This window comes from Thermoanaerobacter sp. X514 (assembly GCF_000019065.1).
In the GTDB taxonomy this organism is placed as follows: domain Bacteria; phylum Bacillota; class Thermoanaerobacteria; order Thermoanaerobacterales; family Thermoanaerobacteraceae; genus Thermoanaerobacter; species Thermoanaerobacter pseudethanolicus.
Map to the genome: position 1 here is coordinate 1,290,544 of NC_010320.1, position 24,457 is coordinate 1,315,000.

Sequence of the window (24,457 nt, forward strand, 5' to 3'; positions counted from 1 at the left end):
GGAAAGCAATGAGTAACAAACTATATCTTGCCTATGGTTCTAATCTTAATCTGGAGCAAATGGCAAACAGATGCCCCACAGCCAAGGTAGTTGGGGCAAGTATAATAAAAGGTTATCGGCTGCTTTTTAGAGGATCACACGCGGGAGCAGTGGCAACCATAGAGCCTTTCAAAGGCGAAAGTGTTCCAGTGTTAGTCTGGGATATCACACCGGCAGATGAAGCGGCTCTTGACCGCTATGAAGGATGGCCATTTTTATATCGTAAAGAAACCATTAAAGTGAGATTGAATGGTAAAACTGTTCAGGCTATGGTCTACATCATGAATGAAGGAAGGCCATTAGGCCAGCCAAGCTGTTATTATTACAGCACCATTCTAGACGGCTATAAAAGTGCAGGTTTTGATGTGGAGATTCTGCGTAAAGCGGTAGCGGATTCTTTTGAGGAGGATAATGAATGTACCAAACCATAAAAAAACAAATACTTGCCATTCGAGATTCAGGTGAAACAAATATGTTTGATATCCCGATTGTGACTAGCATTGCTTTAAAAGAAGGCTATAATGAGCTAGTAGATTACCTTGAAAAGAATAAAGAAGCGTATGTCCATTTTATTCTGACAGGGGAAGAAAAAACAAAATAACCTAATCAACTTTATAGAATATTAAGGAACTCTTAGGGGGTTCCTTTTTTGTATCCATAGGGAGGTGGCGGCTATACGTAAACTAAAAAAATATAAGCCGACCATCTTTAAGGCGGATGGTTCGGTATATGATAAGGACGCTGCAGACATTGCGGTGTCTTTTATTAATTGCTTAAAGCATACCAAGGGAGAATGGTATGGGAAGCCATTTGAACTGATAGACTGGCAGGAACAAATTATCCGAGATGTGTTTGGCATTATAAAGCCTAATGGCTACCGTCAATTTAATACTGCATATATCGAAATCGCTAAAAAACAAGGAAAGTCTGAGCTAGCAGCAGCGGTTGCCTTACTGCTTACTTGTGGTGATTTTGAGCATGGTGGTGAAGTATATGGATGTGCATCTGACAGACAGCAAGCTTCCATTGTTTTTGATGTAGCAGTTGATATGGTAGAACAATGCCCAGCTCTGAAAGCAAGAATTAAACCGGTACTATCGCAAAAACGACTTGTTTATAAACCTCTAGGTAGTTTCTATCAAGTTTTATCTGCAGAGGCGTATACCAAGCATGGACTAAATGTGCATGGTGTGGTATTTGACGAACTTCATGCTCAGCCAAATAGACAGCTTTTCGATGTCATGACTCATGGCTCTGGTGATGCAAGAAAGCAGCCACTGTATTTCTTAATTACGACTGCCGGAAATGATACACACTCTATTTGCTACGAAGTGCATCAAAAGGCTAAAGACATCCTAGAAGGGCGAAAGGTTGACCCTACATTTTATCCAGTTATTTATGGTGCTGATGAGAATGATGACTGGACTGATCCAAAGGTGTGGGCGAAAGCCAACCCCTCAATGGGCATTACCGTTGACATAGAAAAGATTTATATTGCTTGTGAAAGTGCAAAGCAAAATCCAGCAGAAGAAAACTTATTTAGACAACTTCGTCTAAATCAATGGGTTAAACAGTCGGTACGTTGGATGCCTATGGAAAAGTGGGATAAATGTGCTTTTACTGTAAACCTAGAAAGTCTTACAGGACGTGTGTGTTATGGTGGTTTGGACTTATCCTCTACAACCGATATAACAGCATTTGTTCTTGTATTCCCTCCTGAGTATGAGGGAGATAAATATATCATCCTCCCTTTTTTCTGGATTCCAGAAGATAACATGGACCAAAGGGTAAAGCGTGATCATGTGCCCTATGACGTATGGGAGAAGCAGGGGTTCTTACACACCACTGAAGGAAACGTGGTGCATTATGGTTACATCGAAAACTTTATCGAAGAGCTGGGCTTAAAGTACAACATTCGAGAAATTGCTTTTGACCGGTGGGGAGCTGTACAGATGACACAAAACTTAGAGAACCTTGGGTTTACAGTAGTTCCTTTCGGTCAAGGTTTTAAAGATATGAGTCCGCCAACGAAGGAGCTTATGAAGCTTACCTTGGAAGAGAAACTGGCGCATGGTGGTCATCCGGTGCTCCGATGGATGATGGATAACATCTTTATACGTACTGATCCTGCTGGAAATATCAAACCGGATAAAGAAAAATCAACTGAAAGAATAGATGGAGCTGTCGCTACCATTATGGCTCTTGACCGAGCAATTCGCAAAGGTGGAACAGGTAACTCCGTTTATGACGGTCGAGGGCTTCTTATTTTGTAGCAAAGGAGAGTGATGCAGATGGGATTGTTTTCTAATATTTTCAAAGCGCGTGATAAACCGAAGGATCGAACCACAGGAAGCAATTATAGCTTCTTTTTTGGTGGAACAACCAGCGGTAAGCCTGTAAACGAACATACAGCAATGCAAATGACAGCGGTCTATTCATGCGTAAGAATACTTGCAGAGGCTGTGGCAGGGCTACCCCTACACCTATATAAATACACTGCAAGCGGCAGTAAGGAAAAGGCTCTTTCTCATCCACTGTATTTTTTATTACATGATGAGCCGAATCCAGAGATGAGTTCTTTCGTTTTCCGAGAAACGTTAATGACTCATCTTTTATTATGGGGCAATGCCTATGCACAGATTATTCGAAATGGAAAAGGTGAAGTCATAGCACTGTATCCGTTAATGCCAAATCGAATGTCGGTGGACCGCGATTACAGTGGTGCTCTTTATTATACCTATACCAGATATTCCGATGAAGCACCTACGATGAAAGGTATGACAGTCACACTTAGACCAAGTGATGTATTTCATATACCTGGCTTAGGCTTTGATGGACTAGTGGGCTATTCGCCGATTGCAATGGCTAAGAATGCTATAGGTATGGCAATTGCTTGTGAGGAATATGGAGCTAAATTCTTTGCTAACGGAGCTGCTCCAGGAGGGGTACTTGAGCATCCAGGTACCATTAAAGACCCTCAAAAAGTACGGGATAGTTGGAATGCAGCCTATCAGGGAAGCAGTAACTCTCATCGTGTAGCGGTGCTTGAAGAAGGAATGAAGTATCAGCCTATTGGTATCTCACCAGAACAAGCTCAGTTCTTAGAAACAAGAAAATTTCAGATTAATGAAATCGCTCGAATTTTCCGCGTACCTCCACATATGGTAGGAGACTTGGAAAAATCGAGCTTTTCTAATATTGAGCAACAGTCACTGGAGTTTGTGAAATACACATTAGATCCTTGGGTGATTCGTTGGGAGCAGACCATCAGCCGAGCACTTTTAAGGCCAGATGAAAAGAAACTTTATTTTGCCAAGTTCAATGTAGATGGACTGCTTCGAGGTGATTATGTTTCTCGAATGAATGGGTATGCAACCGCGAGACAGAACGGCTGGATGAGTGCCAATGATATTAGGGAGCTTGAGAACCTTGATCGAATCCCACCAGAGCTTGGAGGAGATTTATATCTAATCAATGGCAATATGACCAAACTTGAAGATGCGGGTATTTTCGCAAATAAAGAAGGATTGGAGGGAAAACCTGAATGAAGAAATTTTGGAATTGGGTTCGCGACACAGATACACAGACACGAACCCTCTATCTAAACGGTGCAATTGCCGAGGAGAGTTGGTTTGAGGATGATGTTACCCCAGCTGCTTTTAGAGAAGAGCTAATGAGTGGTGAAGGAGACATAGTAGTTTGGATTAACTCTCCTGGTGGTGATTGTATTGCAGCATCTCAGATATACAACATGCTAATGGATTATAAAGGAAACGTCACTGTAAAGATTGACGGTATTGCTGCATCAGCTGCTTCTGTCATCGCTATGGCAGGGACGGAAGTCTTAATGTCTCCTACCTCACTGATGATGATCCATAATCCCTTTACCATAGCTATTGGCGATAGTGAGGAGATGCAAAAAGCAATCCAAATGCTTGATGAAGTGAAAGAGAGCATCATCAATGCATATGAGCTTAAAACCGGCTTATCTAGAACAAGGTTGTCGCACCTGATGGATGCTGAAACTTGGCTAAACGCCAATAAGGCAGTTGAGCTTGGTTTTGCAGATGACATTATGTTCAAACCAGGAGAGAGTTCACTACAAGACAGCTTTGTATTCAGCAGAAGAGCAGTGACCAATTCACTAATGAATAAACTTCAAAAACCAGTTGTAAAACAGTCAGTAGAGCCGCTTTATGAGCGGCTTAATTTATTGAAATATTAGGAGGAATAAAAATGAGTAAAATTCTTGAACTGCGTGAAAAACGCGCAAAAGCATGGGAAGCAGCAAAGGCATTTCTTGATTCAAAGCGTGGTAGTGATGGGCTTGTATCCGCAGAAGATGCAGCAACCTATGACAAAATGGAAGAAGACATTATTAATCTCGGTAAGGAAATAGCAAGATTGGAACGTCAAGAGGCTCTTGAAGCAGAGCTTAATAAGCCAGTAAATATGCCTCTTACTGGAAAGCCAGCTGTTCCAGGGATGGATGCAAAGACCGGAAGAGCCAGTGATGAATATAGGAAAGCATTCTGGAACGTAATGCGTAGCAAAAACCCTCGTCATGATGTGTTAAACGCCTTATCTGTAGGCACTGATTCTGAGGGAGGATACCTTGTTCCTGATGAATTTGAGCGCACCTTGGTTCAAACTCTTGAGGAAGAGAATGTATTCCGTAAACTTGCAAAGATTATTCAAACTTCAAGTGGTGATCGTAAAATCCCGGTTGTGGTGACCAAAGGCACAGCTGCTTGGCTTGACGAAGGTGAGGAGTTTGATGAGAGTGATTCTGTATTCGGTCAGACATCTATTGGTGCTTACAAGCTGGGTACAATGATTAAAGTTTCTGATGAACTTCTCAATGACAGTGTATTTGATCTGGAGAATTATATCTCCACTGAATTTGCCCGTAGAATCGGTGCTAAGGAAGAAGAAGCTTTTTTAGTTGGAGACGGAGATGGAAAACCTACTGGTATTTTCAACGCAACAGGCGGAGCACAGCTTGGAGTGACAGCAGGGTCTGCAACTGCTATTACTGCAGATGAGATTATCGATCTTGTTTACTCATTAAAAGCGCCATATAGAAAGAACGCGGTATTCCTGATGAATGATGCAACAGTAAAGGCAATCCGTAAGCTGAAAGACGGTCAAGGTCAATATCTGTGGCAGCCTTCTTTAACAGCAGGTACTCCAGATACTTTATTAAATCGTCCGGTTTATACTTCAGCTTATGCTCCTACTATTGAAGCTGGAGCTAAAACTATTGCCTTCGGTGATTTCGGATATTATTGGATTGCCGATAGACAGGGACGTTCTTTCAAACGTTTAAACGAGCTTTTTGCAACCACAGGGCAGGTTGGTTTCCTTGCGAGCCAGCGTGTAGATGGAAAGCTTATCTTACCTGAAGCCATCAAAGTTCTTCAGCAGAAGGCTTAATGGGAGGTGTAAATGATGAGCTATAACGCAAAGAACTACACCGAACAAGGAGGGGAAAAGACAGTTATAGGTGGAGAGCTTGTAATTGAAGAGGGAGCCAAAGTAACTGGGCTCCCTGTTCTTGATAATCAACCAGCAAGTACTGCGGAAACTGTAGAAGCTTTGGTGACAGACTTTAATGCCTTACTAAGTAAGCTTAAAGCCGCAGGAATCATGACTGCGGATACGCCTTAAAAAAAGGATGGTGACGGTTATGACTCTATTTGAAAAAGTAAAAGCTAACTTAATTCTCGAGCATGAACGCGATGATGAGCTTCTTCAAATGTATATCAACACCGCTATCGCTTATGCCGAGAGTTATCAGCATCTACCAGAAGGACATTATTCTGAAAATGAAATGCCACCAACTACAGAGCAAGCCGTCATCATGTTATCATCTCACTTCTATGAAAGTCGAGATGGCAGTACTGGCGGCTTTTTTGCTGATAACGTCCAGGCAAGCCAACAAGTTTGGAACACTGTAAATTTACTGCTTAGACTTGACCGAGATTGGAAGGTGTAGAGTATGAGTTTTGGTAAGATGAACACCTTTATTGATATCATATCCGTTGAAACAACGAGAGACAGTGAAGGTTTCGGTAAATCTAAGGATATCATCCTTGCTTCTGTTCGTGCTTATAAAGAAGAACGTCATGGTAATGAAAAATGGGCCAATCGAGCAGTATTTTCTGAAGCGACTGCTCTGTTTTGCTTTCGTAAGATACCTGATGTTGAGGTGTCTACCAATACGGTGATTGTGTGTAGTGATGGTCGTTATGAGATTACAAATGTTGAAGATGTAAAAGGCAGAGGCATGTATATTGAAGTTTTGGCAAAAAAGGTGGTGGGGTCAAGTGGCTAAAGTACAAGTTAAAATGCCTGAGGAGTTCCTTCTAAAACTATCAAGACTGGGAGAAAAGACGGATGAAATTATTCCAAAAGTACTTGAGTCAGGCGGAGAAATTGTTTTAGAAAAGGTAATGTCAAATTTGAAAGCTGTAGTTGGTAGTGGAACAAAAGAGAAAAGTCGGTCTACTGGTGAGCTTGTCAATTCCCTGGGACTGTCTCCGGCAAAAGTAGATAGGAATGGAAATTTTAACGTGAAGGTGGGTTTCAAGGAGCCACGAAGAAATGGCGAAAGTAATGCCAAGATAGCCAATATTATTGAATATGGAAAATCAGGTCAGCCACCAAAACCATTTTTAAAGCCTGCAAGAAGTGCGTCAAGAAAAGCATGTATTGACGCTATGAAGAAAAGGTTTGAGCAGGAGGTAGAAAACTTATGAGTATATTAAATGAACTCAAATTCATTGCAGATATGTGCAATATTCCAGTAGAGACAGGACGGTTTTCTGGTGTTCCTCCTGATATTTATATTGTAATTACACCACTTATTGATTTATTCGAAGTTCATGCTGATAATGCACCAGGATATGAAGTACAGGAAGCTAGACTTTCCTTATTTGTAAAAGGAAATTATACAACTATAAAAAACACTATTGTCCGCACTCTTTTGGGTGCGGATTTTACTATAACGGACCGTCGGTACATTGGACATGAGGATGATACCGATTATCACCATTATGCCATAGATGTGGCTAAATCATATGAATTTCAATTGGAAATGGAGGAATAAGAAATGGCTACGATAGGTCTTGATAGGCTTTATTATGCAAAAATCACTGAAGACATAAACGGTGATGAAACCTATGAAACACCGAAACCGCTGGCAAAAGCAATCAGTGCAGAACTTTCCGTTGAGCTTGCTGAGGCAACTCTTTATGCAGATGATGGTGCTGCTGAGATTGTAAAAGAATTTAAAAGCGGTACCCTTACACTCGGTATTGATGATATAGGTGTAGCAGCTGCCGGAGATTTAACAGGAGCTACCATTGATGACAATCATGTGCTCATCTCAACCAGTGAGGATGGTGGAGCTCCAGTTGCGATTGGCTTCAGAGCACAAAAAGCAAACGGTAAATACCGATACTTTTGGCTGTATCGTGTGAAGTTTGGAATTCCTGCAACAAACTTAGCGACAAAAGGCGATAGTATCACTTTTTCAACCCCAACTATCGAAGGAACAGTGCTTCGAAGAAATAAGCTAGATGGTCAAGGTAAGCATCCATGGAAGGCGGAAGTTAACGAGGGTGATGAAGGGGTAACTTCAACGGTTATTAATAGCTGGTTCAACGAAGTGTATGAGCCCACATTCGCAGCTTCTAGTGGAATTGGAGAGTAAGGGGGAATTGAAATGGATAAAGAACGAAGTGCAATGATTAATATTGGCGGGCAGGAGTATGAACTTATTCTTACTACTAAAGCCACGAAAGAAATTGCGGGTAGATATGGTGGCCTTGAAAATTTGGGTGAAAAATTGATGAAGTCTGAGAACTTCGAAATGGCACTGGATGAAATAGTCTGGCTGATAACTTTAATGGCCAATCAGAGCCTGCTCATTCATAACCTGCGAAATCCAGATAACAAAAAGCCGCTTCTTACTCAAGAAGAAGTTGAGCTTCTTACTTCTCCTTTGGAACTAGCGACATATAAGAGTGCTCTAACAGAAGCTATGTTCAAGGGAACAAAAAGGAATATTGAGTCTGAAGATGACTCAAAAAACGTGCAAACCGGGTAAATGAGAATGAACTCTTTACCCGGCTTTTATATTACGGAACTGTTCATTTAAATCGCACTGAAGAGGAAACATGGCTTACACCTATTGGCTTGCTTATGGATTTATGGGAGTGTCATAAGCAGTTCCTTGGGATGTCAAAACCGAAGCGGGAACTTTATATCGATGACATTATTCCTTATGGGATTTGATTTTTCAACGAAAGGAGGAGGTAATCTTGGCAGATAATTTCGGTTTAAAAATCGGAGTGGAAGGCGAAAAGGAATTTAAAAATGCACTTCGTGATATTAACCAGGCATTTAAAGTCTTAGGTAGTGAGATGGCTCTAATCAGCTCCCAGTTTGATAAAAATGATAAGTCCATCCAAGCCTTAACAGCGCGTAATGAAATATTAGAAAAAACGATCGATGCACAAAAAGAAAAGATAGAGACACTACGATCTGCACTAGATAATGCCTCCACTTCTTTCGGAGAAAATGATCGTAGAACTCAAAATTGGCAGATTCAATTAAATAAAGCTTTGGCTGAGCTCAATGGCATGGAACGAGAACTTGAAAATAACAATAAGAGTTTGCGTGATCATTCCGATGCTACAGATGAAAGTGCTGACAACATGGAAGATGCTGCTGATGCAGCCGATGAACTTGCTGATAATGTTGATGATGTTGGCAATGAAATGGATGATGCCACTAAGAAAACCTCTGTTTTGGGAGATGTACTTAAAGCAAATCTGCTATCAGATGCCATAATCGGTGGAGTAAAAGCATTAGGCTCGGCTATTGCGGGAATAGGAAAAGCATTTGTGGGTGCGATGAAGGATGGCGTTGAATACAACGCTCAAATGGAAAGTTATACTGCATCGTTTACTACCATGCTGGGCGATGAGGCAAAAGCACAAAAGTTAGTGAATGATCTGAAAAAGGAAGCAGCGGCTACTCCATTTGGAATGCAAGATCTTGCTCAATCAGCCCAAACTCTTATGAGCTTTGGAATGTCTGCAGAAGAAGCTCAAATAAGAATGAAACAGTTGGGTGATATATCTCAGGGGGATGCCGAAAAATTCAAAAGTTTAACTTTAGCATTTGCACAGATGTCCTCAACCGGTAAGTTAACAGGGCAAGACCTAATGCAAATGATTAATGCAGGCTTTAACCCATTAGAGGAAATTTCACGTAAGACCGGAAAATCCATCGGTGAACTCAAGGAGGAAATGTCAAAAGGGGCAATTTCAGCAGACATGGTTGCGGAGGCATTTGCATCAGCAACATCAGAAGGTGGGCGTTTCTATGGTTCAATGGAAGCACAATCCAAAACTTTTTCTGGGCAAATGGCAACTCTTGAGGATGGAGTTGCTTCGTTAAAGGGGCAGCTTGCTGAAGGGTTAACAACCATGCTTTCTGGAACTGTTCTTCCGATGGTTAATGGTTGGATTGATGAATTATCTCAAGCTTTTGAGAAAGATGGTGTTCAAGGCTTAATTGATGCTTTTGGTGGAATCTTAGAAGAAGCAGTTCAATTTATTTCTGAGCAGTTGCCAATTGTAGTGGATATTGCTTCTCAAATAATTATTTCTCTAGTTCAAGGACTTACCTCTGCATTACCGAAGATAACAGAGGCTGCTGTCATACTATTGATGACACTAGTCAATGGAATCATTGAAACTTTACCGGCACTTGTTACGGCAGGAGTACAAATGATCGGAACTATTGTCAGTGGAATTGCAGAAGCACTGCCACAGTTAATTCCAGCTGCAGTATCAGCAGTGATACAAATTGTGCAGGCACTTTTGGATAACCTACCAATGCTCCTAGAGGCGGCACTTCAGCTTGTACTTGGACTAACTCAGGGGATTTTGGATGCTCTTCCAGTGTTGATTGCAGCATTGCCGGTCATTATTACTGGGATAGTAGATTTTATTATTGGTGCAATACCTCAAATAATTGAAGCGGGTATTCAACTTCTAACATCTTTAATTTCAGCTTTACCAGAAATCATCACAGTAATTGTAGAAGCAATTCCGCAAATTGTCGACGGGTTAATAACAGCGATTTTGGGCTCAATCCCGCAGCTTATTGATGCCGGAGTGCAATTGTTAGTAGCACTGATTCAAAATCTTCCACAGATCATTTCGACTGTTATTACTGCTATACCAAAGATTGTGTCATCTCTTGTGAATGCTATTATTGGTAGCATACCTCAGATTATTCAGGCGGGGATCATGTTGTTAGTTTCACTGATTAAAAACCTTCCAACGATTATTGTAGAGGTTGTAAAAGCTGTACCACAAATTATTACAGCACTGGTTAAAGGATTTACAGGTTCAATTTGGCAAATGGCTCAGATTGGAACCAATTTAATCAAAGGATTATGGCAGGGTATCTCTGATGCTGGAGCCTGGCTTTGGGATAAAATTTCAGGCTTTTTTGGTGGGGTTGTCGATAAAATAAAAAATTTCTTTGGCATTCATTCACCATCAACATTATTTGCTGGTATAGTTGAAAACCTTGGAGAGGGTATTGGGGTTGGTTTTGAAAAAGCAATGAATAGTGTTAGTCAAGATATGCAAAATGCCATCCCAACTGATTTTGACATCAACTCCAATCTGAATATGAATGGAGCTGGCATTAGTAGCAGCTATGGAACTTTTGAAGGTTCATTAATTACGATACAGCAGATGATTGTTCGAAGTGAGGACGACATTCGGAAGATTTCACAGGAGCTATATAATTTAATGCAAACAGGATCACGAGCTCAAGGAAGATTTATAACTGCATAAAGGAGGGCGATGTATGGGCTTCGTTTATAATGGTATCAATTCAAAAAATATGAAGATAAAAGCAAAACTTACAAGGTGGCAGGCATCGCCCGCTCTACGAAATTCGTATGAGGTTGTTCCAGGAAAGGCGGGAGTTGCAGATTTTGGTTGTGATAGTTCAGAGCGGATCATAACAATCAGCTGTAATGTATATCCTCAAAAGAGTTTTGCAGATTTAGTGAGCGTTTTAGATTCTATTGCAGAATGGCTTAATCCAATGAATGGTCTCAAGCAGCTTGTATTAGAGGATATTCCCGATCGATACTTTTATGCTCGGCTTACTGAACAAGTAGATTGTGAGAGATTACTTAGAACTGCTGGAGCCTTTGAATTAAAATTTATTTGTCCAGATCCACACGCCTATGCACTGATAGATGAACAATTTACGATTTCCAGTGTTGGTGCTCATGAAATTAAAAGGTTAACTGGGAATGCGGATTCAGAACCGGTTTATCAACTTAAGGGGATAATCAGCAGCTCATCATCCACCTACATTTCTATTACGACAAATGGCGAAGAACTACGAGTATTTGGGGCTTTGGCAGCAGATGAAGTGCTTGTCATTGATAGTGGATTAGTAACTGCAAAAATAACCGATGCAAACGGAAATACACTTAGAAATGGGCTTGCAGGCTTGGATGAGCTTAACTTTCCTATACTGCACAAAGGTGAAAATGAAATAACAGTTTCAGTGGCGGGAGCAACTTTTTCGGAGCTGAAGATTATGGCTAAAAGCAGATGGAGGTGAGCTTGTGGCAATTAAATCAATCTTAACATCACAGACAGATTTTACAGGTGAGTTTCCTGTAAGCGAGAAGACAGTTGCTCTTTGGCGATTTAATGAAGCTACACCAGATAGCAATAACATGCTTGCAGATGATTCTGGTCATAACAGAAACTTCTTTGTATCCGGATGGTCAGGCACATCAGCCAACTTATCATCTGGTAGATTAGGAAGATATTTTAGGCAGAATATCATTAATCCAACAAGTGAAAAGACGCATTTAGTGGCTACCAATGATGGTAGCTTTTTTAGTGATTTAGGTGAAAAGATTGTTGTTGGTGGATGGATAAACCCAACTACTTATTCTGTGGGGCAGACGTATATCCCGATTTTCAATACTAGACAAGGCCCTGGCCAACCAATTTTTTATGTTTCTTTATTTCAGGGAAGGTTGCGATTAATGCTGTATAATTCTTCCGGCTCCCTGATATATGACCAGACAGAAACACCTACTATTCCCCTAAAGAATAACGGGTGGTACTTTATTGCATCAATCATTGAGGTAAACAGCAAAAGGGTACAGAACTTACTTTGCGATCGAAGTGATGGGGCTGTCTGGCAATCTCCAGTTCGAACATTCACGGGAGACTTAAATCAATCCTGTGTTGCGGACATTGTGATGGGGATGCATGCAAATACCTATTATTACGCAGGAGGATTTGATGACTGGTTCTATGAAAAAGATTCTTCGCTTACCATGGAGGATCTTATTTTCTATTTTAAATCTTCAATTTTGGCAAACGGTGGAGACAGCACTGCTGATGTTGATGCTCTTGTGGACCCTGGTTCTGTCATACTAAAAGCAACAAGCGGAGTCTATGCACAAAGTGGCCAGTTTTATTCGATAGCAGCTGCCTGTGGGCTTTCTGGAACGGGTAGAGTATCAGTTACAAGTGAATACATTGCAGGTATAACATCGATAAGCTTAGTTGAAACTTCTACATCAGATGATTTGTCTAGTTGGACTGAATGGCAGGCTATTGGAACAAGTGGGGAATTACTATCTCCAAACAGAGAATATATTCGTTATCGAATTACATTATCTACTCAAGACACCAGTAGAACTCCTAAACTTCTTGAAATACAACTACATGATATACCAAAACCTCCTTATGAGAGACTTGGATTTGCAAGACCAGTTGTGTTGGATACTAACGGGGCTTGGGAAGCAGTGTTAGAAAATGCCTTTGATATTGTAGTAACAAGTGAAGTAAATGGCGCTGATATTCTGGAGTTTAAACTGCCATTTCATGATTCCAAGCGAGAGACATTAGACAATGAAAAACAGGTGCAGATTGTTAATGATGTTTATCGTATTCGAACTATAACAGATGAGAAAAGCTCCGATGGAAGAGTTGTAACTCAAGTATATGCGGAAGCAGCATTTTATGATCTTTCTTTTAGTGCTGAAAAAGAACCCATGGAATTTGTTGCAGAGACACCAGAAGTCCCTATGCGCTATGCCTTACTTAATACTGGCTGGTCATTAGGAAACGTAACTGTAAATACTAAACGTACATGGCAATCAACAGAAAAGAATGCATTAGCTATCCTACGAACAATACAGAATATTCATGGAGGCGACTTGATTTTCGATAGTGCCAATCGTTTGGTACATCTCTTGACATTTGGAGGTACTGATAGTGGGGCATTATTTTGCTATAGAAAGAACATGAAAAGTATACAGCGCGTAGTGGATACTAGAAGTCTAATCACTCGCCTTTATGCTTATGGAAAAGATGGTATAACATTTGCTTCTATCAATGGTAATAAAGAGTATGTTGAGGATTATAGCTATTCATCAGAAGTTAGAGTAGGAACGCTGGATGCTTCATCAATCAGCAACCCTTATCAGCTGCTTGAGTTCGCTAATATGCGCTTAGCTCAGTATGCGAAGCCACGAATCTCATATGTTCTCTCTGCAATGGACTTATCAGTGTTGACAGGATATGAGCATGAGGCATGGAAACTAGGTGATATAGTAACTGTGGATGATAGAGATTTGAATTTATCTGTCAAAACTCGTGTGGTACGCAGACAATATAATCTCCAAGAACCATGGAAAACAGTGCTGGAGCTATCAACAACGTTAAGAGAACTGGGGGATTCATCTGCTGTTTGGGATAAAGCTGCTGATATTTTATCTTCAGCTGATGTTCTTGACCGTCAGGAAGTAAAAGACTTAGTTCCTTTTAATCATCTAAGAAATTCACGAGCTGATGACGGGTTAACCTATTGGTTAAGTTCAGGTTTTACAGTGGACCCTAATAATGGGGTATCAGGATCAGCTTCTTTTAAAGCTGAGGGAGTTTTAGGAATGACAAAAAGTCTATCACAGACTGTGTATCCTGCTAGTAGAAAGAGTTACACATTTTCAGCGCAGATTGCATCGGAAAATCTACAGAAAGGGCCAAACGGAAAAGTTGGAATTGAAGTTGTCATTGAATATGAGGACGGTTCGACAGAAACTAGGTTTATTGATCTCTATTAGGAAGGAGGTAGCGATATGGCTTATTTTTCACAGACAGCTCATGCTATTACACCGAGAGGTTTTGGCAAGATAAAGTCGCTTACCATCCGTCTTTTCATTACTGATTGTACTGGTGAGGTATTCTTTACGGATATGCTTTTGCAAGGTGGCTCTGTTGCTACGGGCTGGGTTGGTCATGTGTCAGAAATACAATGGACGCTGGATGGGTAGGTGGTGCAAATGTCAGTTGCATTTACCAGATTTACCGAGACGATTCATTGTAAAGAGGATAAACGAGTAGTAAGCGTAACAGTGAATTTACTTCTTGAAGATTGTACAGGTACGGTATATTTTACTGATATTCAAGCACAGGAAGGAAATCACCTTACTGGTTATACAACTAACACAGAGAGCATGCTGCAAAAATATCGAGAGAATGAGACAATTGTTCCTGTTCGCTTTTATAATGGAGTAGTTCGAAGCGGAGAGACGATTATTCTCTTCAATCTGGGTTCAACTTCCGCTGGCCTTGACTGTCATATTTATCCCAACCAAAATATGGCTGCAGGCAGTATCCAATTGTCTCAAGGAGCAGGGGCGCACAAGGTGATATTTAATGAGGCAGTTAGTCCAGGTGATACCTTTTCGCTACTAGCATCAACTAGGCAGTGTTTAAAGAACGGAAACCCAACTGATAAGGAAGGTTTTTTTCAATATACAGCATCCGGTGATAGCAAACATGTGATAAAGCTAGAAGACAGAAAATCAGCCCGGGTATTATTTGAGTTTCAAGAAATGCAGGAAGGAAGTGAGCGCCTTTGATTGACTATTTAAAAGGTAAGCGTTGTATGGTCTGGAGTTTCATGGGGAATACCCGCATGTATCAAGCATTACGAGACTATGGTGATCGAATTGATACGGTGGGTATTTTTACTTTTGAAGTGGATATCACCGGGACAATAACAGAAACAGGAACAAGCATATCCAGTATGCTTACCTATATTAACCGTTGGCCTCATATCAAATGGCTACTGACTATTATGAATCATGGTACAGCTTCTATTTTTACTGCCCTTAGAAATAATACCAGTGGTGCGAAGGATAAATTTCTTACTGAGATCATTCGCATTATGGAAAAGTATCCATGGTGTGCAGGGGTTGATATAGACTTGGAACGTGGAGGTGGCTACGAGAACAAGGATGCTGCCAATGCCCTATTTCGTGACATATATAATACTGTCAAAGCCTATGATTCTTCTAAACTCGTTAATATTTGTTTACCAGGAATGACGGGAGTACAAGGCTCGGTTGGTGGCGAAAATTGGTGTGTCTATGAAGACTTAAATCCGTACTGTGATACGGCAGCGATTATGAGTTATGGCATGGCATGGGCTGGTTCTGCTCCGGGACCGGTTTCTCCGAGGGATTGGTTGGAAGGTATTTATGATTATGCTGTTCGGGTTATGAATCCTGAAAAAATATTTTTGGGATTGCCCGCCTATGGCTGGAACTGGAGGATACATGATACACCAGAGAACCTTGGAATAACATATCGTGGGATTTCAAACACTTATTATGCAGCAAAGCTTTGGATGACAGGAGGATATAACTTTACTGATGACGGGCCACCTCAACCAATGATTCCAATCATTGCGTATTGGGATGATTATGATAAGGTTCCTTGGGCGTTACCACATGTGTATGACTACATGGAAGGCTGGGATGCTGTTTCAAGAACATACCCATTACTTGAGGAATCCTATAGTCGTCGCAGATATTTGACCGCCTATAGTAAGCAACAAAAAACTGAATTTGGCACAATCTTTATAGACCGTAGTGGTGGAACACCTGATAATTATTTTGGTAATGTATCAGTTTCATCTCAATTTATTACACTTGGAGATGAAGGTGAAGCCACCTACGAATTTGAAATAGAATCTGCTGGTTTTTATGATGTAGCTATTCGCTTTTCTTTTCCTTTTTGGGACAAGAATACTATCCATGTTTCGCTTGACGGAATAAATAAGGTATTTAGTGAGAGTAGGTTATGGTGGCCATATTGGAGAACAACTTGCTGGAGCTCTTTGGCTTCGAGTGTATATCTTTCAGCTGGAACTCATACTGTCACAGTTAGTTCCACAGTAACAGGAGTACAGTTCTATGGATTTCGGGTATGTTCAAGCTTTAGTGAAGAGCCTTCTGCTGGAGAGGCTGACTTCATGTTATCCCCTCGCCAGTTTAAAGATGTGAACGGTTTAATGGTTCAGCCCGATCGAGGATTTAAATTGACAACGGAAGTACTTCGTAGAAAGCCTGATTCAGCACTAATTTGGTATGAGGACTTTCGAGATGAAAATCCGCTTCCATCCAGCTATTGGACAACATTAAGCGGAGAGTGGGAGGTGTGGCAGAACAAGAATGATCCAGCTACTCGCCCTTATTCACAGCTTGATGGACATGGGAGGTTGGCGTGGAAATATAATGGTTTCTCAGATGTTCATTTAAGAGCGAGATTAGCTTTTCCTTCAGATGGAAGTGGTCGAGCTGGCATTTTTTGTGGAGAACTCTTTTGCTGTTTAAATATTAATTCACAGCGTATTGAACTATATAATGGTTCTACTCTAATCGGAAGCTATGCAACCGAAATTTCTAAAACTCCATCATCAGATCTTCGCTCAAATCCAAGAATGTACACCATTGAAATGAGGATACGTAGTAATTCTGTAAGGGTTTATTCTGGAGCAAGTAGTATTTTGCGATTCACAGCGTCGCTTGATGGTTATTCAGGTGGTTATGCCGGAATTCAATCGGATGGACGTATTCTATGTGAATTAATAAGATTAGGAGATGCCTGGACTTATGAACCTTATGAAAGATTTGATGTAATCTTCCCAGATGGAACTAGAACGGAGTATGGGAGACTAGAAAGAACTGGTGTTACATGGGATAGTGAGTTTCAGGTTTTTACAGTTAACAGTGATGTGGAGGAAGCTTCAACAAGAAGTCAGGATATTTCCATGGATTATGATTTTTTTCACTCAGAGCTTTTATCATTGGTCTGTGGAAATGACTATTCAGTAAAGATTGTGCCTAAGGACATTAATGTATGGATTTCACGCCTATTTCTCGGGGATGCTGATGGCTTCTCAATTCTTTACTACCAAGACGTGGATAGCCTAGTCTATTGGGCAAATGAGGCAGCGTATCGATGGAAGCTTAGGGGGATTGCGATATGGTCTCTGGGACAGGAGGATATGAGGTTATGGGAAGCCTTACCTAAACAAATATAATTAACACACTGAACCAAGAGTGTTTGCGATAATGCAGACACTCTTTTTATATATGCACCAATCATGAAGGAGGTAAAAATAATGAAGGAAATTTGGAGTTGGATACAAACTGCGTTTACTGTACTTGGTGGACTTTTAGGATGGTTTTTAGGAGGTTTTGATGGATTTTTATATGCATTAGTGGCATTAATGGTGGCTGATTATATCACCGGTGTCATGTGTGCCATTGTTGAAAAGAAACTATCAAGTGAAATAGGGTTTAAGGGCATATTCAAAAAAGTACTTATTTTTATTCTAGTTGGAGTTGGACATTTGATTGATACAAATCTGATCGGAGATGGGAGCGTGCTTCGGACTGCTATCATCTTTTTCTATTGCTCCAATGAAGGTGTATCTATGCTAGAAAATGCTGGTCGATTAGGACTACCAATACCAGAAAAATTAAAAGATATCCTTGTTCAGTTGCATAATAAAGGAGGTAAGGAATATTGAATCTAAGAAAACTTATTCTGACTGAAAATGCTTGTTATAAGGCAGGTAAAAAGATTACACCGAAAGGTATCATGGTTCATAGCACCGGTGCCAACAATCCTTATCTTCGTAGATATGTTGGGCCGGATGATGGTTTATTAGGTGTAAATCAGTACAATAATCACTGGAATCAGGATAGGCCCGATGGAAAACAGGTTTGTGTCCATGCTTTCATTGGAAAACTTAAGGATGGTTCAATTGCTACCTATCAAACTCTACCATGGGACCATCGAGGGTGGCATGCTGGAGGAAGTGCAAATGATACACATATTGGTTTTGAAATATGCGAGGATGGATTGACCGATGCCTCGTATTTTAATGCGGTTTATAAAGAAGCGGTAGAGCTTTGTGTTTATCTTTGCAAATTATACAATCTAACTGAAAAAGATATTATTGGCCATTATGAAGGCTATCAAAGAGGAATCGCAAGTAATCATGGTGATCCGAAAAACTGGTTTCCTAAGCATGGAAAGAGCATGGATACATTTCGTGCAGATGTAAAAAGCCTCTTAAGTGAAGGAGCTAAATCTGGAGAAACAGAGAAAAAGAAATACTACCGCGTTCAAATCGGTGCTTATTCCGTAAAAGCCAATGCAGAGGCCCAGCTTGCCAAAGCGAAAAAGGCTGGCTTTACGGATGCGTTTATAAAGTATGATTAACACTTTTACCTATGACCTGAGGAGTGTAATAGCTCTTCGGGTCATTTTTTTTTTGACCTTTAGGGGTTCGAATCATTAGGGATTTTTGCATATAGGTGCAGGGGTCTACCTGTAGAAATGGAGGTTACCTATATGCAGATTACTAAAATTACAGATAAACAGGATCTACTATTAAATCCAAAAAGGAAATATCTAAGTGCCGAGGCTCTTCAAAGAGAATTTGATTATTATAGGGCGGAAAAGCTATTACATCAAATGCTTGATAAGGGTCTTATTTCAAAGGAAGAGTTCAACAAAATTATGCTATTAAACCGCGAAACTTTCTCACCTATGTTAGCACAGATAATGCCCGATATTCCTTGATATACTGGGCGTTCAGAGGTAATATGTGACCTACCAAAAAGGAGGTGAGTCGATGAAAAAGATAACAAAAATAGACGGGAATAAGGGTACATCAATTATCAAGCCAAAATTACGAGTAGCTGCTTATTGTCGTGTTTCTACGGACAGTGATGAACAGTTAGTGAGCCTAGAAGCACAAAAATCCCATTATGAGACTTACATAAAGGCAAACCCAGAATGGGAGTATGTTGGCTTGTATTATGATGAGGGAATTAGTGGCACCAAAAAAGAAAACCGAACGGAACTTCTCAGAATGCTGTCAGATTGTGAAAATAAGAAGATTGACTTAATTATTACAAAGTCCATTAGTAGGTTTGCGAGAAACACTACGGATTGTTTGGAGATGGTTCGTAAACTGTTGGACCTGGGTATTTACATCTATTTTGAGAAAGAGAATATTAATACCCAATCAATGGAAAGTGAGTTGATGCTTTCTATATTAAGTGGACTTGCAGAAAGCGAGTCCATTTCCATTTCGGAAAACAACAAATGGGCAGTTCAAAGGAGATTTCAAAACGGAACTTTTAAGATTTCATACCCACCATTTGGTTATGACAACATTGATGGTCAAATGGTGGTAAACCCTGAGCAGGCAGAAATCGTGAAGTATATTTTCGCAGAAGTATTATCGGGCAAAGGTACACAGAAAGTTGCAGATGATCTTAATCAAATGGGTATACCTACTAAAAGAGGTGCTCGTTGGACTGCTACTACAATTCGAGGGATATTAAAAAATGAGAAATATACTGGGGATGCTATACTGCAAAAAACTTATACAGATTCCCGATTTAATAAGCGCACCAATTATGGTGAGAAAAATAAATATTTAATAGAAAATCACCATGAGGCAATTATCAGCCATGAAGTATTTGAAGCAGTAGAAGCTGCCTTAAATCAAAGGGCAAAAGAAAAGGGCATAGAAAAGCGTAACAATAAATACCAAAATCGGTATTCTTTCTCTGGAAAAATTATTTGCTCGGAATGTGGTAGTACCTTTAAAAGGCGAATTCATTCATCTGGTGCAAGAAAATACGTAGCCTGGTGTTGTAGCAAACACTTAAAGCAGATAACAGAATGTTCCATGCAGTTTATTCGAGATGAGGATATAAAGAAGGCATTTGTTACGATGATGAATAAGCTGATTTTCGGCAGAAAACTTATTCTACAACCACTATTAGAGGCTTTACGTGGAATGAACAAGTCTGATAACCTTTCAAGAATTCAGGAATTAGAGAAGCAAATTGAAAAAAACGCGGAACAGAGAGAACTGCTTGTAAAGCTTATGGCGAAGGGATATCTAGAACCTGCCCTTTTTAATCGAGAAAACAATGAACTGCAAATGGAAGCAAACAACTATATGGAGCAAAAAGAAGCATTAATTCATGCCTTAAATGGAGAATTATCAAAGGTGCAGGAAGTCAGTAACTTAATAAAATTTACAAATAAGGCTGAAATGTTAAGTGACTTTAACGACCAACTTTTTAATGATTATGTTGAAAAAATAATTGTCTTCTCAAGAGTAGAGATAGGTTTCATTTTAAAATGCGGAATCACACTAAGGGAAAGGATGTGAGAAAAGTGGCACATACGCCTTACGGCTATAGGATAGAGAATGGTAGAGCAGTTATCGATGAAGAAAAAGCTGAAAAGGTTAGGAGTTTGTATAGGGGATACTTATCAGGCCTTTCTTTATCGGTCGCAGCAAAGACTGCTGGAATAGATGCTTATCATGGAACTGCTGGAAGGATGCTAAGAAATGAACGTTATCTTGGTGATGATTATTACCCTGCCATCATTGATAAAGAGACCTACGAAAAAGCAGAAGCAGAGAGGGTAAAGAGAGCGAAAAAGCTAGGTAGAATCTTTGAACCCAAGAAAGAAGACAAACCTACTATTTCTAAGAAGTTTACCATAGGACAAGTAATTCAGAAGTATACAAATCCTTTTACACAAGCGGAGTATGTTTATAGCTTAATAGAAAGTGAGGGACAGTAAGATGGCAGTTAGTAAAAATGTAATGATTATACCTGCAATAAAACGCATGGGCAACAATCGAAAAGAAGATGAAACACCAAAACTTCGGGTTGCTGCTTATTGTCGAGTTTCTACCGACAGTGATGAACAAGCTAGTAGTTACGAAGTGCAGATTGAACATTATACTGAATTTATTAAGAAAAATTCAGAGTGGGAATTTGCAGGGATCTTTGCTGATGATGGTATCAGCGGTACAAATACAAAAAATCGTGATGAATTTAATCGAATGATTGATGAGTGCATGGCAGGGAAAATTGATATGATTATTACCAAATCAATAAGCCGATTTGCTAGGAATACCTTAGACTGCCTACATTACATCAGAAAATTAAAAGATAAAAATATTGCGGTATATTTTGAAAAAGAAAATATCAATACACTGGATGCCAAAGGTGAAATTATGCTAACTATTATGGCTTCCTTAGCGCAACAAGAAAGCCAGTCATTAAGCCAGAATGTAAAGCTTGGTTATCAATACCGATACCAACAAGGAGAAGTAATGGTCAATTGCTCTAGGTTTTTAGGATATACCAAGGATGAGAATAAGCGATTAGTAATTGTACCGGAGGAGGCTGAAATAGTTAAGAGAATTTACCGAGAATATCTTGAAGGCTCCAGTATGGATAAAATTAAAAAAGGACTTGAAGCAGATGGCATACTTACAGGAGCGGGCAAAAAAAGGTGGCATACCAGTACCATAAGGAAGATATTAAGCAATGAAAAATATATTGGTGATGCATTGCTCCAAAAAACTTACACAGTAGATTTTCTTACAAAAAAGAGGGTTGTAAATAACGGTATCGTACCTCAATATTATGTTGAGAATAGTCATGAAGCTATTATCCCGCGTGAAATTTTCATGCAGGTTCAAGAAGAGTTAGTTCGTAGAAGTAAAGGACATATAAGTACTAGTGGAAAGAAAAGAAACTTTAGTGCAAATCATGTATTTTCACAAATTATTTTCTGTGGAGAGTGTGGTGAAATATACCGTAGAGTTCATTGGAATAACAGAGGCAAAAAATCGATTGTTTGGAGATGTGTCAGTAGGCTTGAGAATACAGGGTTAGCTTGTCATTCTCGAACTGTACAAGAGGACATGATAGGCTTAGCTACGGTGGATGCAATTAATAAGCTACTTGGGCAAAAAGATGACTTTTTGATTACCTTAAAGGAAAATATAGAAACAGTGATAAGTGAAACGGACAATAATATTGTTTCCGAGATAGATAAAAAGCTAGAGGAATTACAAAAAGACCTTTTGAGGCTGGCCAATTCCAAAGAAGATTATAACGATATAGCCGATGAGATTTACAGGCTCAGAGAGGAAAGGCATAAGGCTTTAGCAGAAGAAGCTGGCAAAAAGGGCTCCAAGCAAAGGCTAGAAGATATGGAAAAATTCATTAATGAACAATCCATCCTCCTTGAGGAGTATGATGAGCAACTAGTAAGGAGACTTATAGAGAAAATAACGGTCTATGATGATAAACTAACTATTGAATTTAAATCTGGTGTAGAAATTGATATAGAAAAATAAAATGAACTTGACCGCCGATTGAGGAGAAATACTTCTTGATGGGCGGTTCTTTTCTATTTATACTTGGGGATAATCTAATAAGTGAACTCGTTTCAGCAAGCTGAAACATCGGGGAATCAGATGGAGAGTCTACTCCACCTGATTAAAACCCACCTACGCTGCGCTTAGAGGTGGCGGTCTTGACCGTAAAGCTAAAAGATAAACACACTTGAACAATTACTCATATGTTTTTATTGACAAACGGAGAATTGAGGTTTATAATACATATGAAAGCTTATTCAAGTGTTCAATTGAATGATAAGGAGGTGATATAAATATGGCAAAAAAAATTCAACCAATTGAAAGATGCGACTGTGATGTAATACATGAGGAAATTGTAAATAAAGTGCGAGAAAAAATGCCTCAAGAAGAAACTCTATATGATCTAGCAGAACTATTTAAAGTTTTTGGAGATTCAACAAGAATTAAGATACTCTGGGCATTAGATGAATCAGAGATGTGCGTTTGCGATATTGCATTCTTATTAAATATGACCCAATCAGCAATTTCACATCAGCTAAGAGTCTTAAAGCAGGCTGGACTAGTAAAGAGCAGAAGAGAAGGAAAGATTGTATTCTACTCTCTTGAAGATGAACATGTAAAGCAAATATTTGACCAGGGATTAATTCATATTTCAGAAGAAAGTAAGTAAAGGAGGGTCAGTAATGTTAAAGAAGGAAGTAATTTTAGAAGGTTTAGATTGTGCAAATTGTGCAGCTAAAATTGAAGATGAGGTTAATAAATTAAATGGAGTCAAAGCCTATATGAACTTCATGAACAAGACATTGACTTTAGAAATTGAATCAGAGCAAGAGTATAAGAATATATTACAGCAAGTTAAAACCATAGTGCACAAGCACGAACCGGATGTGGTAGTGAAAGAAAAATCCGTTAACAAGAGCAATAAAATAGTATTAATACTTGAAGGACTTGGCTGCGCGAATTGTGCAGCTAAAATGGAAAAAGAAATAAGCGGTCTAGAAGGAGTTGAATTTGCTGCAGTAGATTTTGTTTCGAAGAAACTAACACTGGAAATAAGTCCGAAAGTCAACCGCTCTGAGTTAAATGAGAAGATTGAAGGCATAGTAAAGAAAATAGAGCCAGATGTAAAGGTCATTTTTGAGGAGAATAACTCCAAGACCAAAATAAACGAAAATAACGAAGAGGAAGAAGAAGGTGTCAACAAAAAAGAAATCATAAGACTTGTGGTCGGTGGAGCAATATTTGCCGTGGGAATCATCTTTAATTTCCAAAATTGGCTTGAGCTTACCTTGTTTATTATTAGTTATATCATAGTTGGTGGAGAGGTTGTCTTAAGAGCAATAAAAGGTATTGCCCGCGGTCAGGTATTCAGTGAGCATTTTTTGATGAGTATTGCTACCATTGGTGCTTTCTTCATTGGAGAGTATCCAGAAGGTGTAGCAGTTATGCTGTTCTATCTGGTAGGTGAATTGTTTCAGGATATAGCTGTAGGTCACTCCAGAAAATCAATAAGTGCTTTGATGGATATTCGTCCTGACTATGCAAATCTTAAAGTTGGCGATGAGATCAGGAAAGTATCTCCTGAAGAGGTAAACATAGGTGACATCATTATTGTTAAGCCAGGAGAAAAAGTTCCCCTCGATGGCAAGGTTATAGAAGGAAACTCAATGGTTGACACTGCAGCGTTAACAGGGGAATCTGTTCCTCGTGAAGTCGGGCCAGGAGACGATGTATTGAGCGGATTCATTAATAAAAATGGCGTTTTGAC

27 protein-coding genes and 1 pseudogene (1 of these 28 cut by a window edge) are annotated in these 24,457 nt (G+C 39.7%); all 28 read left to right on the plus strand.

Going from position 1 to position 24,457, the window contains the following annotated elements; genetic code table 11:
- The first annotated feature begins 8 nt into the window (after positions 1-8).
- A complete protein-coding gene (locus TETH514_RS06325; protein WP_009052892.1) occupies positions 9-470 on the plus strand; it encodes a gamma-glutamylcyclotransferase family protein in 462 nt (153 codons plus the stop codon).
- Positions 455-640 carry a DUF5049 domain-containing protein gene (locus TETH514_RS06330; RefSeq protein ID WP_009052891.1) on the plus strand — a complete coding sequence of 62 codons (186 nt, stop codon included), beginning with the start codon at positions 455-457 and terminating at the stop codon, positions 638-640. The genes TETH514_RS06325 and TETH514_RS06330 overlap by 16 nt, the downstream gene beginning before the upstream one ends.
- Positions 641-713: 73 nt before the next feature.
- Positions 714-2,312, plus strand: coding sequence for a terminase large subunit (locus TETH514_RS06335; RefSeq protein WP_049886822.1), 1,599 nt, complete (start codon positions 714-716; stop codon positions 2,310-2,312).
- A gap of 18 nt (positions 2,313-2,330) precedes the next feature.
- Complete coding sequence (locus tag TETH514_RS06340; RefSeq protein ID WP_009052889.1) at positions 2,331-3,587, plus strand: phage portal protein; 1,257 nt, start codon at positions 2,331-2,333, stop codon at positions 3,585-3,587.
- Entirely contained in the window at positions 3,584-4,264 is a 681-nt protein-coding gene (locus TETH514_RS06345) for a head maturation protease, ClpP-related (protein ID WP_009052888.1), read from the plus strand. The genes TETH514_RS06340 and TETH514_RS06345 overlap by 4 nt, the downstream gene beginning before the upstream one ends.
- An 11-nt stretch (positions 4,265-4,275) precedes the next feature.
- A complete protein-coding gene (locus TETH514_RS06350) occupies positions 4,276-5,475 on the plus strand; it encodes a phage major capsid protein (protein WP_009052887.1) in 1,200 nt (399 codons plus the stop codon).
- Between the two features lie 15 nt (positions 5,476-5,490).
- Positions 5,491-5,709, plus strand: a complete 219-nt coding sequence (locus TETH514_RS06355; RefSeq protein ID WP_012268679.1) for a hypothetical protein — start codon at positions 5,491-5,493, stop codon at positions 5,707-5,709.
- Between the two features lie 19 nt (positions 5,710-5,728).
- Positions 5,729-6,037, plus strand: a complete 309-nt coding sequence (locus TETH514_RS06360; protein WP_009052885.1) for a head-tail connector protein — start codon at positions 5,729-5,731, stop codon at positions 6,035-6,037.
- Between the two features lie 3 nt (positions 6,038-6,040).
- A complete protein-coding gene (locus TETH514_RS06365) occupies positions 6,041-6,376 on the plus strand; it encodes a head-tail adaptor protein (RefSeq protein ID WP_012268680.1) in 336 nt (111 codons plus the stop codon).
- Positions 6,369-6,800, plus strand: coding sequence for an HK97-gp10 family putative phage morphogenesis protein (locus tag TETH514_RS06370; protein ID WP_009052883.1), 432 nt, complete (start codon positions 6,369-6,371; stop codon positions 6,798-6,800). Before TETH514_RS06365 ends, TETH514_RS06370 begins: the two co-directional genes overlap by 8 nt.
- A complete protein-coding gene (locus TETH514_RS06375; RefSeq protein WP_009052882.1) occupies positions 6,797-7,150 on the plus strand; it encodes a hypothetical protein in 354 nt (117 codons plus the stop codon). The genes TETH514_RS06370 and TETH514_RS06375 overlap by 4 nt, the downstream gene beginning before the upstream one ends.
- Positions 7,151-7,153: 3 nt before the next feature.
- Entirely contained in the window at positions 7,154-7,756 is a 603-nt protein-coding gene (locus TETH514_RS06380) for a major tail protein (RefSeq protein WP_009052881.1), read from the plus strand.
- 12 nt (positions 7,757-7,768) lie between these two features.
- On the plus strand, positions 7,769-8,152 hold the full coding sequence (locus TETH514_RS06385) for a hypothetical protein (RefSeq protein WP_009052880.1): 384 nt from the start codon (positions 7,769-7,771) through the stop codon (positions 8,150-8,152).
- Positions 8,149-8,340: pseudogene (locus TETH514_RS13145) on the plus strand (hypothetical protein); the annotation flags it as partial. The gene TETH514_RS06385 and the pseudogene TETH514_RS13145, both read left to right, overlap by 4 nt.
- A 26-nt stretch (positions 8,341-8,366) precedes the next feature.
- On the plus strand, positions 8,367-10,925 hold the full coding sequence (locus TETH514_RS06390) for a tape measure protein (RefSeq protein WP_009052879.1): 2,559 nt from the start codon (positions 8,367-8,369) through the stop codon (positions 10,923-10,925).
- 13 nt (positions 10,926-10,938) lie between these two features.
- On the plus strand, positions 10,939-11,712 hold the full coding sequence (locus tag TETH514_RS06395; protein ID WP_009052878.1) for a distal tail protein Dit: 774 nt from the start codon (positions 10,939-10,941) through the stop codon (positions 11,710-11,712).
- Positions 11,713-11,716: 4 nt separating this feature from the next.
- On the plus strand, positions 11,717-14,239 hold the full coding sequence (locus TETH514_RS06400; protein WP_009052877.1) for a phage tail spike protein: 2,523 nt from the start codon (positions 11,717-11,719) through the stop codon (positions 14,237-14,239).
- A 15-nt stretch (positions 14,240-14,254) separates the two neighbouring features.
- Positions 14,255-14,449: a hypothetical protein gene (locus TETH514_RS06405; RefSeq protein WP_009052876.1), complete on the plus strand. Its 195-nt coding sequence runs from the start codon at positions 14,255-14,257 to the stop codon at positions 14,447-14,449.
- 9 nt (positions 14,450-14,458) lie between these two features.
- Positions 14,459-15,040, plus strand: a complete 582-nt coding sequence (locus tag TETH514_RS06410; RefSeq protein ID WP_009052875.1) for a hypothetical protein — start codon at positions 14,459-14,461, stop codon at positions 15,038-15,040.
- A complete protein-coding gene (locus TETH514_RS06415; protein WP_038016876.1) occupies positions 15,037-17,508 on the plus strand; it encodes a glycosyl hydrolase family 18 protein in 2,472 nt (823 codons plus the stop codon). Before TETH514_RS06410 ends, TETH514_RS06415 begins: the two co-directional genes overlap by 4 nt.
- A gap of 81 nt (positions 17,509-17,589) precedes the next feature.
- A complete protein-coding gene (locus tag TETH514_RS06420) occupies positions 17,590-18,000 on the plus strand; it encodes a holin family protein (RefSeq protein WP_004103217.1) in 411 nt (136 codons plus the stop codon).
- Positions 17,997-18,698, plus strand: coding sequence for an N-acetylmuramoyl-L-alanine amidase (locus TETH514_RS06425; protein WP_009052873.1), 702 nt, complete (start codon positions 17,997-17,999; stop codon positions 18,696-18,698). Before TETH514_RS06420 ends, TETH514_RS06425 begins: the two co-directional genes overlap by 4 nt.
- Before the next feature lie 132 nt (positions 18,699-18,830).
- Positions 18,831-19,061, plus strand: a complete 231-nt coding sequence (locus tag TETH514_RS06430) for an SHOCT domain-containing protein (RefSeq protein ID WP_004103221.1) — start codon at positions 18,831-18,833, stop codon at positions 19,059-19,061.
- 52 nt (positions 19,062-19,113) lie between these two features.
- A complete protein-coding gene (locus TETH514_RS06435; protein ID WP_009052872.1) occupies positions 19,114-20,673 on the plus strand; it encodes a recombinase family protein in 1,560 nt (519 codons plus the stop codon).
- Positions 20,643-21,095, plus strand: a complete 453-nt coding sequence (locus tag TETH514_RS06440; RefSeq protein ID WP_009052871.1) for a recombinase family protein — start codon at positions 20,643-20,645, stop codon at positions 21,093-21,095. Before TETH514_RS06435 ends, TETH514_RS06440 begins: the two co-directional genes overlap by 31 nt.
- Before the next feature lies 1 nt (position 21,096).
- The gene (locus tag TETH514_RS06445; RefSeq protein ID WP_009052870.1) at positions 21,097-22,668 is read left to right on the plus strand and encodes a recombinase family protein; all 1,572 of its coding nucleotides are present in this window, start codon (positions 21,097-21,099) and stop codon (positions 22,666-22,668) included.
- Between the two features lie 316 nt (positions 22,669-22,984).
- On the plus strand, positions 22,985-23,359 hold the full coding sequence (locus TETH514_RS06450) for a metalloregulator ArsR/SmtB family transcription factor (RefSeq protein ID WP_004103228.1): 375 nt from the start codon (positions 22,985-22,987) through the stop codon (positions 23,357-23,359).
- Positions 23,360-23,372: 13 nt separating this feature from the next.
- A protein-coding gene (locus TETH514_RS06455) for a heavy metal translocating P-type ATPase (RefSeq protein WP_009052869.1) crosses the window boundary here: on the plus strand, positions 23,373-24,457 show its start. The gene runs 1,276 nt beyond the window's last position; only the first 1,085 of its 2,361 coding nucleotides appear in the window; it begins with the start codon at positions 23,373-23,375; its stop codon lies beyond the right edge, outside the window.

Coding starts and splice junctions, on each gene's coding strand:
- TETH514_RS06325 (WP_009052892.1), top strand. CDS start 9: ATGAGTAACAAACTATATCTTGCCTATGGTTCTAATCTTAATCTGGAG.
- TETH514_RS06330 (WP_009052891.1), top strand. CDS start 455: ATGTACCAAACCATAAAAAAACAAATACTTGCCATTCGAGATTCAGGT.
- TETH514_RS06340 (WP_009052889.1), top strand. CDS start 2,331: ATGGGATTGTTTTCTAATATTTTCAAAGCGCGTGATAAACCGAAGGAT.
- TETH514_RS06345 (WP_009052888.1), top strand. CDS start 3,584: ATGAAGAAATTTTGGAATTGGGTTCGCGACACAGATACACAGACACGA.
- TETH514_RS06350 (WP_009052887.1), top strand. CDS start 4,276: ATGAGTAAAATTCTTGAACTGCGTGAAAAACGCGCAAAAGCATGGGAA.
- TETH514_RS06355 (WP_012268679.1), top strand. CDS start 5,491: ATGAGCTATAACGCAAAGAACTACACCGAACAAGGAGGGGAAAAGACA.
- TETH514_RS06360 (WP_009052885.1), top strand. CDS start 5,729: ATGACTCTATTTGAAAAAGTAAAAGCTAACTTAATTCTCGAGCATGAA.
- TETH514_RS06365 (WP_012268680.1), top strand. CDS start 6,041: ATGAGTTTTGGTAAGATGAACACCTTTATTGATATCATATCCGTTGAA.
- TETH514_RS06375 (WP_009052882.1), top strand. CDS start 6,797: ATGAGTATATTAAATGAACTCAAATTCATTGCAGATATGTGCAATATT.
- TETH514_RS06380 (WP_009052881.1), top strand. CDS start 7,154: ATGGCTACGATAGGTCTTGATAGGCTTTATTATGCAAAAATCACTGAA.
- TETH514_RS06385 (WP_009052880.1), top strand. CDS start 7,769: ATGGATAAAGAACGAAGTGCAATGATTAATATTGGCGGGCAGGAGTAT.
- TETH514_RS06395 (WP_009052878.1), top strand. CDS start 10,939: ATGGGCTTCGTTTATAATGGTATCAATTCAAAAAATATGAAGATAAAA.
- TETH514_RS06405 (WP_009052876.1), top strand. CDS start 14,255: ATGGCTTATTTTTCACAGACAGCTCATGCTATTACACCGAGAGGTTTT.
- TETH514_RS06410 (WP_009052875.1), top strand. CDS start 14,459: ATGTCAGTTGCATTTACCAGATTTACCGAGACGATTCATTGTAAAGAG.
- TETH514_RS06420 (WP_004103217.1), top strand. CDS start 17,590: ATGAAGGAAATTTGGAGTTGGATACAAACTGCGTTTACTGTACTTGGT.
- TETH514_RS06430 (WP_004103221.1), top strand. CDS start 18,831: ATGCAGATTACTAAAATTACAGATAAACAGGATCTACTATTAAATCCA.
- TETH514_RS06435 (WP_009052872.1), top strand. CDS start 19,114: ATGAAAAAGATAACAAAAATAGACGGGAATAAGGGTACATCAATTATC.
- TETH514_RS06440 (WP_009052871.1), top strand. CDS start 20,643: ATGCGGAATCACACTAAGGGAAAGGATGTGAGAAAAGTGGCACATACG.
- TETH514_RS06445 (WP_009052870.1), top strand. CDS start 21,097: ATGGCAGTTAGTAAAAATGTAATGATTATACCTGCAATAAAACGCATG.
- TETH514_RS06450 (WP_004103228.1), top strand. CDS start 22,985: ATGGCAAAAAAAATTCAACCAATTGAAAGATGCGACTGTGATGTAATA.